The sequence below is a fragment of the Atopococcus tabaci DSM 17538 genome, from assembly GCF_000429585.1.
Classification (GTDB): Bacteria; Bacillota; Bacilli; order Lactobacillales; family Carnobacteriaceae_A; genus Atopococcus; species Atopococcus tabaci.
This window is the reverse complement of sequence record NZ_AUCD01000073.1, coordinates 1-11,364: the sequence shown is the minus strand read 5'-3', so window position 1 is coordinate 11,364 and position 11,364 is coordinate 1. Positions and strand designations below refer to the sequence as shown.

The 11,364-nt window shown below is 44.4% G+C and carries 10 protein-coding genes and 1 other annotated feature; of the genes, 8 read left to right on the top strand and 2 right to left on the bottom strand.

Annotated features, from left to right (window positions below; all coding sequences use genetic code 11):
• Nucleotides 1-181 precede the first annotated feature (181 nt).
• Together rpsD and G470_RS0109830 are read right to left on the bottom strand one after the other, a co-directional pair.
• Nucleotides 182-787: a 30S ribosomal protein S4 gene (rpsD, locus tag G470_RS0109835; RefSeq protein WP_028274673.1), complete on the bottom strand. Its 606-nt coding sequence runs from the start codon at nt 785-787 to the stop codon at nt 182-184.
• A gap of 236 nt (nt 788-1,023) precedes the next feature.
• Nucleotides 1,024-1,497: a GAF domain-containing protein gene (locus tag G470_RS0109830; RefSeq protein ID WP_028274672.1), complete on the bottom strand. Its 474-nt coding sequence runs from the start codon at nt 1,495-1,497 to the stop codon at nt 1,024-1,026.
• A gap of 149 nt (nt 1,498-1,646) precedes the next feature.
• On the opposite strand from G470_RS0109830, the gene G470_RS0109825 reads away from it, so the two are divergent.
• The 8 genes from G470_RS0109825 (at nt 1,647) to G470_RS0109790 (ending at nt 11,314) form a co-directional block, all read left to right on the top strand.
• Entirely contained in the window at nt 1,647-3,359 is a 1,713-nt protein-coding gene (locus tag G470_RS0109825; protein WP_028274671.1) for a septation ring formation regulator EzrA, read from the top strand.
• A gap of 190 nt (nt 3,360-3,549) precedes the next feature.
• Complete coding sequence (locus tag G470_RS0109820) at nt 3,550-4,689, top strand: cysteine desulfurase family protein (protein WP_028274670.1); 1,140 nt, start codon at nt 3,550-3,552, stop codon at nt 4,687-4,689.
• A 25-nt stretch (nt 4,690-4,714) separates the two neighbouring features.
• Nucleotides 4,715-5,932 (top strand): tRNA uracil 4-sulfurtransferase ThiI, encoded by a 1,218-nt coding sequence (gene thiI, locus G470_RS0109815; RefSeq protein WP_028274669.1) that lies wholly within the window; start codon nt 4,715-4,717, stop codon nt 5,930-5,932.
• 115 nt (nt 5,933-6,047) lie between these two features.
• Nucleotides 6,048-6,548, top strand: a complete 501-nt coding sequence (tpx, locus tag G470_RS0109810) for a thiol peroxidase (protein ID WP_035445542.1) — start codon at nt 6,048-6,050, stop codon at nt 6,546-6,548.
• 54 nt (nt 6,549-6,602) lie between these two features.
• Nucleotides 6,603-6,824: a binding site (T-box leader), on the top strand.
• A gap of 49 nt (nt 6,825-6,873) precedes the next feature.
• Nucleotides 6,874-9,528, top strand: coding sequence for a valine--tRNA ligase (locus G470_RS0109805; RefSeq protein WP_028274667.1), 2,655 nt, complete (start codon nt 6,874-6,876; stop codon nt 9,526-9,528).
• A 5-nt stretch (nt 9,529-9,533) separates the two neighbouring features.
• Nucleotides 9,534-10,196 carry an HAD family hydrolase gene (locus tag G470_RS0109800; RefSeq protein ID WP_028274666.1) on the top strand — a complete coding sequence of 221 codons (663 nt, stop codon included), beginning with the start codon at nt 9,534-9,536 and terminating at the stop codon, nt 10,194-10,196.
• Between the two features lie 83 nt (nt 10,197-10,279).
• A complete protein-coding gene (gene radC, locus G470_RS0109795; RefSeq protein ID WP_028274665.1) occupies nt 10,280-10,948 on the top strand; it encodes a RadC family protein in 669 nt (222 codons plus the stop codon).
• A gap of 165 nt (nt 10,949-11,113) precedes the next feature.
• Complete coding sequence (locus G470_RS0109790; protein WP_028274134.1) at nt 11,114-11,314, top strand: cold-shock protein; 201 nt, start codon at nt 11,114-11,116, stop codon at nt 11,312-11,314.
• Nucleotides 11,315-11,364: the final 50 nt, after the last annotated feature.

Sequence of the window (11,364 nt, the reverse complement as noted above, 5' to 3'; positions counted from 1 at the left end):
TGGGTCATGTGAATCCTCCTATCGTTTGGTTGTGGTAACTTAATTATAGGGGTTCACTGGCCTTTTTACATTTTAAACACACAAAAGGTGCCGGTGAACCATTTGATTCACCAACACCAAATATTATAGAACCAAAACAACATTCCCGACTCTTAAAATGTCTAAATAAAATTTAGAACGATTAACGGTTGTAGAACTCAACGATGAAGGACTCATCGATTTCTGCTGGCATTTCTTCACGCAATGGAAGACGAGTTAGAGAACCTTCCAATTTTTCGTCGTCGAAAGAAATGTATTCTGGACGGCCGAAGAGTGCTTCAACAGAGTCTTTGATGATTTGCATGTTTTTAGATTTCTCGCGAACAGCAATCACTTGTCCAACTTCAACGCGGAAAGATGGGATGTCTACACGTTTGCCGTCAACAGTGATGTGGCCGTGGTTGACCAACTGACGAGCTTGACGACGAGTAGAAGCAAGACCCATACGGAAGACAACGTTGTCCAAACGCTGTTCCAACAAACGCATGAAGTTTTCACCGTGTTTACCTTCTTTAATTTTGCCCGCTTTAACGAACAAGTTAAAGAATTGACGTTCGTTCAAACCGTACATGTGACGCAATTTTTGTTTTTCACGCAATTGCAATCCGTATTCAGAAAGTTTGATACGAGCAGTTGGTCCGTGTTGTCCTGGTGGGTACGGACGACGGTCTAGTTCTTTACCTGTGCCAGAAAGGGAAACTCCCAAACGACGTGATTTTTTCCAAGATGGTCCAGTATAACGTGACATATAATGTTCCTCCAATAATTTTTTTGGAGTAAAATAATCCTCAGGAATTCAGCATTACGTGCAGTCAGTTTTCAACCTTCGCCCTATGCAGCCGCGGGTTACACAATTGCACTATCTACAAGCGGATTGCTTGCAGGTAACTGACTGTTGACGCGGATACCATTCCTTGCTGCATTATTTTACACTCTTGCTATTATAGCTTTCATGCCTGGTGGTGTCAAGTATTCTTCTGATGATTACTCTGCGGAAGAGTGGTGAGAGGTCAAAATTTCTGCGAATGCTTCCAATTCTTTCTTATCTTCATCCGAAAAACGGTTTGGAATAGGAGCATCGATATCCAAGACGCCGATGTATTTGTCATCAATGCGGAGCGGAACAACGATTTCTGATCGGCTGGCCGCATCGCAGGCGATATGTCCTGGGAATTCATGGACATCAGGTACTACGATGGTTTCTCTTGATTGGAATGCCGTACCGCAGACACCTTTGCCGTTCCCAATCCGAATGCAGGCGACTTTTCCTTGAAACGGGCCAAGCACGAGTTCGTTTTTTTCCTCTTCATATAGGTAGAACCCGGCCCAGTTTATTTGGTCAAGATGTTCGAACAACAAGGCGGAAGCATTGCTCAAGTTGGCAATCAAATTCTGCTCGTCAGCAAGTATGGCTTTCAGCTGACGGTTCAACAAAGTGGGTGCAGATGTGTGTGTCATTTTATTCACCTCAAAAATTCAATTAGTATTTTATAGTACAGTATAACATAAGTAATGAATGTTTGTTATAATGGTTGAGTGGCATTAAAAAGTACAGTATCGTAAATAAAAAAACAACAACATATTTAGAAATTTGCTGGAGGTAACCCATGGGTGTGGAAGGAATTATTGTAATCATTCTCGTGCTGTTCATTATAGGATATGTGGCTGCGTATATTATGAAGACGCGGCATTATCGTGTAATTGATGCTATGGAAGAGAAAAAGAAAGAATTGGGACAGCGATCGCTGAATGAACAATTTCAACAAGGAGATCGGCTGACGTTGTCAGGAAAGTCAGAAGAAGAATTTAAGAAACTGCTTCACAGATGGAACCGGGTAGAAACTCAAGAGATGCCGTCTATTGAAAATCATCTTTTTGAAGCGGAAAAGTCAGTGGATTTGCTGCGTTTCTCCAAAGCGAAAAAAGCGGAAGAAACCGCTCATGAAACCATTTCTTCTGTGACGGGGAATATCGAACAAATCCAGAAGGAGCTTGAACAGTTGCTTCGCCGTCCAATGGAGAATCAAACGTTAGCGGAGCAAACACAGCAAAGGTACCAACAATTGCGAAAAAGACTGTTGACGCAGAGCTTTACATTTGGTCCGGCATTGGAAGAACTGGAGAATCGTTTAAGTGAAATGGAAGAACAGTCATCTGTTTTTTTCGCCTACACTTCCGAAGGCGATCATATGGCCGGCCGACAAGTGTTGGATCAATTGGATAAAGACATCGAGAAGATGGAGCACCAATTGGATGTCATCCCAGAAGAGTTGGAAGTATTGGATAAGGTGTTTCCAGAAGACTTGAAAGAGCTGAGAAAAGGGTATGAGATGCTGCGGAAGCAGGACATGAAGTTCCCTGACGACACAATCTTGGAAGACATTCAACAACTGGAGGAGCAGTTGACGGTATCTAAGCAGCTGATTGGAAGGTTGGCACTGGAAGAAGCGGCATCCAACAACGACGCCATTGATGACCGCATTGGTGACCTCTACGAGAAAATGGAAAAAGAAGTCCAAGCGAAAGAGACGGTCAGAAAAGAAGCAATGAACCTTCGAAAAGCTTTCCATTACTTGGCGGAGAGAAACAGGAGGTTGCGGATTGAAACGGACCGTATAGGCCAAAATTATGTGCTGTCTGAAGAGTTGGCTTCGGCGGGAGAACGATCGAAAGAAAAACTGGAGAAAAATCAGCAAGAGTTTGAACTGATCCAAGAAAATCTTTCGGACTTTCCGATGATTTTTTCTGAAGTTCAACAGCGGTTGGAAGACATTTTTGAACAGTTGGAACAAATCAATGACGATCAAGAGCAAACATATGAAGACTTGCAGCATCTGCGTCAAGAAGAACAGGAAATAAAACAACACGTAGATGAGATGGAACTTCGTATGCGGGCAGTGAAGAGAAAAATTGAAATGCACCACCTCCCGGGACTGCCGGAACAGTATTTAGATTTGTTTTTCTATGTCACAGACCGCATCGAAGAATTGGCCATTGAATTGAGTCAGTTGCAGATGGATATCCAAAAAGCGCGTGAGCTGGAACGGCTGTGTGAAGAGGAAGTGCAAAAAATTGAGGCCGAAACCGATCAATTGATTGACACGGTCCGGCTGACCGAATTGACGATGCCTTATATCAACCGGCACCGGTCAGAAAGTGAAAATGTTGAAGAAGCTATCCAACAGAGCCGCTATTATTTCCGTGAAGAGTTTGATTACGATGCAGCGTTAAATGTATTGGTGCAAGAGTTGGAAAGAATTGAACCGGGCGCTTTTGAAGAAATCAAAGCAAATTACCAGCAGTACAATGAAGGAATGTAACCATTCAACACAAATGAAAATACACTTGGACAAGACAAAAGGCTGAACCGTTTCAGCCTTTTTGCTTGTCTGATTTTATGTGGAAAGCACCTTGTAATCGAAGGCGATTTTGATATAATAGAGAAGTTTGTAAATGAGCTTAAGTCGATTGAAAACAAAAAGAAACACTATTAGGAGGGAATGAGGCCGCATGATATATTTTGATAACAGTGCCACTACTAAAATTTCCCCGTCTGCTTTAGAGACATACCAAAAAGTCAGCGAGCAATTTTTTGGAAATCCCTCTAGTCTGCACCAATTGGGCGAGCATTCGTCGCGTTTGCTTCATCAATCGCGTCTGCAAATCGCTCAATTGCTGGGAGTGACGGATGAGGAAATTTACTTTACCAGCGGAGGAACAGAGGGAGACAACTGGGCCATCAAAGGTACCGCTTTGGAGAAAAAACCATACGGAAACCATATCATCACGTCCTCAGTAGAACATCCGGCAGTGCGTGAGAGTATGGAACAGTTGGAACAATTCGGCTGGGAGGTCACGTACCTTCCTGTCAATGAAAAGGGCGAAGTTTCGGCCGATGACGTCAAAAAAGCTGTGCGTCCGGAAACTGTATTGGTGTCTATCATGGCAGTGAACAACGAAGTGGGGAGTATTCAACCGATTGAAGAAATTGGCGAAGTGTTGCGGGAATATCCTTCCGTTCACTTTCATGTGGATGCGGTCCAAGCAGTTGGGAAAGTTCCGTTGAAATTAGGAAAAGACAGCCGGATTGACATGGCTGTATTCTCTGGACATAAATTCCATGCTCCAAGAGGAACGGGATTTATGTACATCAAAAGAGGGCGTCGCCTCGCGCCGTTAATCACAGGCGGAGGACAAGAAAGCAGCCAACGAAGCGGAACCGAAAATGTTCCAGCGATTGCTGCAATGGCCAAATCGTTCCGAATGACAATGGAACCTATTCAAACGAATGCCAACAAAATGATGGAAATACGTTCCTATTTAATGAATTCGCTGAAGGAAAAGAAAAAAGTGACCGTCTTTTCTCCTGAAAAAGGAGCGCCGCACATCGTCTGCTTTGGCATAAAAGATATCCGTGGAGAAGTGGTTGTCCATGCGCTTGAAGACAAAGGGATTTATGTCTCTACGACCAGCGCTTGTTCCAGCCGCAGTCAAGTGGAAGCGAGCAGTTTGATAGCGATGAATGTGCCCAAGCAAGTGGCGCAAACCGCCGTCCGTGTCAGTCTCTCACCAGACAATACGTTGGAAGAAGCCGAAGAATTTATGACTGTATTTAACAACGTGTATGAACAATTCACTTACATCAATTAAGCAAGAAAACAGAAAGGAGCCTGACATGCAGTATACAGAAATTATGGTTCGATACGGTGAACTATCGACCAAAGGAAAAAACAAAAAATACTTCATTAAAAAGTTGTCCACCAACATCCGTCAAGCGTTGAAAGATTTTCCTGAAGTTCAAGTAGTGGGCAACCGAGACCGACTCCATATCAAACTGAACGGAGAAGATGGCGAGGCCATCATTGAACGTCTGCGTCCGATGTTTGGCATTCAAACGTTCTCTCCTGTAGTGAAAGTAGAGAAGTCATTGGAAGCTGCTTGTGAAGCGGCCGTCGAATTGGTGAAGAAGCAGTACAAAGAAGGCATGTCTTTCAAAATCAATACCCGCAGAGCGGATCACGAATTTGAATTTGATACCAACGAAATCAATCAAAAAATGGGTTCAGCAGTCGCTTTAGCCATCCCGTCCATTCGAATCCAAATGAAACAACCTGATATCGTTGTTCGAGTCGAAGTGCGTCAAAGAGGCATTTACCTCTCCACAGAAACAATTCAAGGAGCGGGAGGGCTGCCGGTGGGGACAGGCGGAAAAGGAATGTTGATGTTGTCGGGGGGGATTGATTCCCCGGTGGCAGGTTACTTGGCACAAAAACGCGGCTTGGAAATTGAAGCCGTCCATTTCCACAGCCCGCCGTATACGAGCCCACAGGCATTGCAGAAAGCAAAAGATTTGGCCGGAAAGCTCGCCGTTTATTCTGGGACGATTCAATTCATTGAAGTGCCGTTTACGGAAATTCAAGAAGAAATCAAAAAACATGTCCCTCAAGGTTACGGGATGACCATCAACCGGCGCATGATGCTTCGTTTGACAGACGAAATCCGTAAACAACGGGAAGGACTGGCTATCGTCAACGGTGAATCCATCGGACAGGTAGCTTCTCAAACATTGGAAAGCATGGCGGCCATCAATGCAGTAACGAACACACCGATGATTCGTCCGGTTGTGTCGATGGATAAAACTGAAATCATTGAAATCGCTGAGAAAATTGACACATTCGAATTGTCCGTCCAGCCATACGAAGACTGCTGCACAATTTTTGCTCCGCCGAAGCCGAAAACACGGCCTCAGGTGAGCAAGGCAGAACAGTATGAGGAACATTTGGATGTGGAAGGGTTGATTCAAAGAGCGTTGGACGGTATCAAAGTGACTGCCATTCACGCGGGTGAAACATCTGAATCCAAAGAACAAGAACTGTTTGCAAGTTTGCTGTAAACGACTATCCGCGGACTGTCCTTTCCACAGGGACGACCCGCATTTTGTTTGCTTTCCGTCGCTTGCTTTCTGTATAGTAAAGGCAGGAAATCTTACTATGTTAGGAGAGAGCGAAATGGAAGTGAAGATGAAAGGCGAGCCGCATCAAACATCAGGAAACATCCCTGAAAAAGGACATCAGGCTCCAGATTTCGAAGCCATCACATTGAACGATCGAGTCGTCCATATAGAAGATTATGAAGGCGAAGTGGTCTTGATCAGTGTGTTCCCAGATATTGGGACCAGCACCTGCTCCAGACAAACAGAAGAATTCAATAATTGGGCATCTAAGTTAGACGATGTCCGTATCTTATCTATTTCAACGAATACAAAAGATGAACAACAGCAATGGTGTGTTGGAAAAGAAATTAAGATGGATATGCTTCGGGACGCAAACCGTTCATTCGGAAAAGCGTATGGAGTGTTTATCGAAGACATGGATAAACTGGCCCGTTCCGTATTTGTAGTGGACCGAAAAGGACAAATCGTCTACCGGGAAATTGTAGAAGAGATGTCCGGGGAACCAAATTACGAGAATGCAGTAGCCGCTGCCCGTCAAGCTTTGGCAAATATTTAAACAATCTCTTTCGAAAAGAAGGATTCCATGATACAATCTCTTTGACGAAAAAAGTTAAAAGCGACGAACAAGAGGAGTAATTTCGGGCAGTTGTCTTCAGAGAAGGGGAAGAGGTGGGAACCCCTGGCAACACCGGAATGAAGGTAGCTTGTGAGCTGGCAAAGTGAAACGCAGTAGTTTTGCCTGGATTGACGGACCATTATCTCCGTTCTTAAAGAGACTTGTATGGAACAAGTAATTTAGGTGGTACCGCGTATGAGAGCATACGTCCTAATCAAAGGACGGATGCTCTCTTTTTGTTTACAAAGAGAAGGAGGAAGAAAGTATGGCTAAAGACATATCAATGCCGACAAAATATCAACCAAATGAAGTTGAAAAGGGTCGTTATCAAAAGTGGCTCGATCAAGATTTGTTCAAACCAAGTGAGGACGCATCAGCGGAACCGTATTCTGTTGTCATTCCGCCTCCCAACGTGACAGGAAAACTACATTTGGGTCATGCATGGGATACAACACTGCAAGACATCATCATTCGTCAAAAACGGATGCAAGGCTACGATACCTTGTGGCTGCCGGGAATGGACCATGCTGGTATTGCGACTCAAGCAAAAGTGGAAGAAAAATTGGCGACAGATAATATTTCTCGTTACGATTTAGGAAGAGAAAAATTTGTCGACACCGTATGGGAATGGAAAGATGAATACGCTGAATTTATCCGTGAGCAGTGGGCGAAACTAGGTTTATCCGTTGATTACAGTCGTGAGCGGTTTACATTGGACGAAGGGTTGAACGAAGCTGTCCGTCAAGTATTCGTCACTTTGTACGAACGAGGATTAATTTACCGCGGCGAGTACATCATCAACTGGGATCCTAAAGCTCAAACTGCTCTATCAGATATTGAGGTAGAGCACAAAGACGTGGAAGGTGCCTTTTACCACATCACTTATCCGTTGGCAGACGGAACAGGAGAAGTGGAAATCGCCACAACTCGTCCAGAGACCATGCTGGGAGATACAGCTGTGGCTGTCCACCCGGAAGACGAGCGGTACAGCCACTTGATTGGAAAGACCGTCATCCTGCCTTTGATGAACCGTGAAATTCCGATTGTGGCAGACGATTATGTGGACCGTGAATTCGGAACAGGCGTGGTGAAAATCACTCCTGCTCATGACCCGAACGACTTTGAAGTAGGGAACCGCCATGAATTGCCACGCTTGAACGTAATGAATCCAGATGGTTCCATGAACGAACAAGCAGGGAAGTATGCTGGAATGGATCGATTTGAGGCACGGAAAGCTGTGATAAAAGATCTAGAAACAGAAGGTCGTTTATTGAAGATAGAAAAAATGGTTCACAGTGTCGGTCACTCAGAAAGAACCGGCGTAATGGTTGAACCGCGTTTGTCCACGCAATGGTTTGTTAAAATGGCTCCATTGGCTGAAAAAGCGATTCAAAACCAACAAGGCGAAGACAAAGTCACCTTTGTGCCGAACCGATTTGAAAAAACGTTCTTGAATTGGATGGAAAATGTCCATGACTGGGTCATTTCCCGACAATTGTGGTGGGGACACCGTATACCAGCCTGGTACCATAATGAAACAGGGGAAATGTATGTCGGCATGACAGAACCGGAAGACATTGAAAATTGGACACAAGATCCAGATGTCTTGGATACATGGTTCTCTTCTGCTTTGTGGCCGTTCTCCACCATGGGTTGGCCTGACACGAATGCAGAAGATTTCAAGCGCTACTTCCCGACCAACACACTTGTCACTGGTTACGACATCATCTTCTTCTGGGTGAGCCGAATGATTTTCCAGAGTTTGGAATTCACTGAAGAACGACCATTTGAACACGTATTGATTCACGGTCTGATCCGTGACGAACAAGGCCGCAAAATGAGTAAATCGCTCGGTAACGGAATCGACCCGATGGATGTCATCGACAAATACGGGGCAGACGCCCTGCGCTGGTTCCTTTCCAATGGTTCAGCGCCTGGTCAAGACGTGCGATTCAGTTATGAAAAAATGGATGCGGCATGGAACTTCATCAATAAAATTTGGAACGCCAGCCGGTTCGTTATCATGAACTTGGAAGACTTTAACTTTGGGGCCATTGATTTGACCGGAGAAAAAACCATTGCCGACAAATGGATTTTGGCACGGTTGAACGAAACGATCCGTCAAGTCACTGAGTTGTTTGAGAAATTTGAATTCGGGGAAGCCGGACGTCAATTGTACCACTTCATTTGGGATGACTTCTGTGACTGGTACATCGAGATGAGTAAAGAGGTGTTGTTCAACGGCACCGCAGAACAAAAGCTCACGACGAAGAGTATTTTGACTGTCGTATTGGATCAAACGCTTCGCCTGTTGCACCCGATTATGCCGTTTGTGACGGAAGAAATTTGGGAAAACTTGCCTCATGAAGGAGTGTCACTGGTGACGGCTGAGTACCCGACTGCACGGGAAGAATTTGATGACGCATCCGCATTGAAGAACATGACGATGTTGATTGACGTGATCCGTTCTGTCCGTACCATCCGTACCGAAGCCAACCGTCCGCTTTCACAGCCGATTGATTTGTTGATCAAACCAAACAACGACGAAACACACCAGTTCTTGATGGACAACCAAGCTTATTTGGACCGTTTCTGTAACCCGGAAACATTGACCATCGACAAGCAACTTGACGTTTCTCAAGAAGCGAAAACCGCAGTTGTCACTGGAGCAGAAATCTTTGTTCCGTTGAGTGGATTGGTCAATGTTGAAGAAGAAATTCAACGCTTGGAGAAAGAGCTCGACAAATGGATCAAAGAAGTCAAACGAGCGGAAGGCAAACTGGCGAATGAAAAATTCGTTCAAAACGCTCCGGAAAGTGTCGTGGAACAAGAGCGTGAAAAACTAGCTTCCCACCAAGAAAGAAAACGAGCTGTGGAAGAGCAGTTGACTCAAATGAAGCAGCTGAACGAAGGAGAATAAATTAAATGACGTCACTTCAAGCAGTTATTTTTGACATGGATGGATTGATGTTCGACACCGAGACCATTTATTATCACTCTAATCAAAAAGCTGCGGATGCACTCGGGTTGGATTTCGATTATTCTGTTTACGAAGAATTCATCGGTGCTTCAGATGCAGATTTCTTTGAAGGGATGCACAAACGATGGAACGACCCGCTTGTTGTCAACCGGTTCATTGAGAGCAGCCAAGCCACATTGAAAGAGGCCATGCGAAACGACACAATCGGGGTTAAAAAAGGACTGCCGGAACTTCTCCGTTATTTGGAGAGTGAAGGGGTTCAACGAATTGTGGCTTCCAGTTCTGAACGGAAATTGGTTGAACTGTTGCTGGAACGGACGGGTATCCGGCCGTATATCCAAGACATCGTGGCAGGGGATGAAGTGGAGAAAGCCAAACCGCACCCGGAGATTTTTCTGAAAGCTTGGGGAAAAACGGGTTGTCCAAAAGAAAATGTATGGATATTGGAAGATTCCCTCAACGGTATTCGAGCAGCGCACAGTGCTGGAATCCGCTGCCTGATGGTGCCGGACTTGATTCCTCCGAATAAAGAAGCGAAAGAAAAAGCTTACGCAGTGCACGAAGATTTAACAGACGTCTTATCTTTCTTCAAAGGTTTCAATAAATAAATGAAAATACCTCTTTTTTGCGTAGTTATATAATGACGAGCGAAAAGGAGGTATTTTTATTGGAAAAGGTAGCAATCAGGATGATGAAAGATGTCCCGGAACAATCTCGGCCGCGGGAAAGGTTATGGCACTATGGGGAAAAAGCGTTGTCTGATCACGAACTGTTGGCCATTTTATTGAGAACAGGGACACGCTCTGCGAATGTAATGGACCTTGCCATGCGCATATTAAAAACATTTGGGGACTTTTATCAATTGAAACAGGCGTCGTTGGAAGAGCTGATGGCTATACCAGGTATAGGAAAAATCAAAGCAGTGGAAATCAAAGCAGCGATTGAACTAGGATCGAGAATATCTAAAGCATCCCAAATAAAATCCGGACGAATTACATCCAGTAAGAAAGCAGGAGAGATACTGACGGAGGAACTGCAGGGGTACCAACAAGAACACGTGATGGCCATCTTTTTAAATACCAAAAATGAAATCATCAAAAAAGAAACGGTTTTTATTGGCTCTTTAAACTCTTCAGTTGCTCACCCGAGAGAGATATTTAAAGCGGCTGTCCGGTGTTCGGCGGCGCGTATCATATTGGGCCACAATCATCCGTCTGGCAATCCAGAACCTTCCGACGCAGATTACGCGTTCACAAAACGGATGGTGGAGTGTGGAGAAATGATGGGGATTGAAGTGTTGGACCATTTTGTGATTGGGGAACAAACTTACATCAGTTTGAGAGAATCCGGCTGGGTGTAAAATAAAACATTTGAAAAACTCCTTGTTATATTATGGCGGGCGTGCTATAATGACTTTAACATTATGTGAGGTATCAAGTACGAACTGTGTAATGCATTCCGAATCGTACCAAAAGCAATAATGTAAAAATATTTTTGTGCTTCGGCACGAGGAGGATGTTTTATAATGGAACAAGGTACAGTAAAATGGTTTAACGCAGAAAAAGGTTTTGGATTCATCGAACGTGAAGGCGCAGAAGACGTATTCGTACACTTCTCTGCAATCCAAGAAGAAGGATTCAAATCTTTGGAAGAAGGTCAAGCAGTAGAATTTGACATCGAAGAAGGAAACCGCGGACCACAAGCTGCTAACGTTGTTAAACGTTAATCAGTAAAACAAACCTAAACAAGAGGCTGGAACGATTGCTGAGTAATCAG

Bases quoted from the DNA above. Each gene is read 5' to 3' on its own strand.
- rpsD (WP_028274673.1), bottom strand. From the start codon at position 787: ATGTCACGTTATACTGGACCATCTTGGAAAAAATCACGTCGTTTGGGA.
- G470_RS0109830 (WP_028274672.1), bottom strand. From the start codon at position 1,497: ATGACACACACATCTGCACCCACTTTGTTGAACCGTCAGCTGAAAGCC.
- G470_RS0109825 (WP_028274671.1), top strand. From the start codon at position 1,647: ATGGGTGTGGAAGGAATTATTGTAATCATTCTCGTGCTGTTCATTATA.
- G470_RS0109820 (WP_028274670.1), top strand. From the start codon at position 3,550: ATGATATATTTTGATAACAGTGCCACTACTAAAATTTCCCCGTCTGCT.
- thiI (WP_028274669.1), top strand. From the start codon at position 4,715: ATGCAGTATACAGAAATTATGGTTCGATACGGTGAACTATCGACCAAA.
- tpx (WP_035445542.1), top strand. From the start codon at position 6,048: ATGGAAGTGAAGATGAAAGGCGAGCCGCATCAAACATCAGGAAACATC.
- G470_RS0109805 (WP_028274667.1), top strand. From the start codon at position 6,874: ATGGCTAAAGACATATCAATGCCGACAAAATATCAACCAAATGAAGTT.
- G470_RS0109800 (WP_028274666.1), top strand. From the start codon at position 9,534: ATGACGTCACTTCAAGCAGTTATTTTTGACATGGATGGATTGATGTTC.
- radC (WP_028274665.1), top strand. From the start codon at position 10,280: ATGAAAGATGTCCCGGAACAATCTCGGCCGCGGGAAAGGTTATGGCAC.
- G470_RS0109790 (WP_028274134.1), top strand. From the start codon at position 11,114: ATGGAACAAGGTACAGTAAAATGGTTTAACGCAGAAAAAGGTTTTGGA.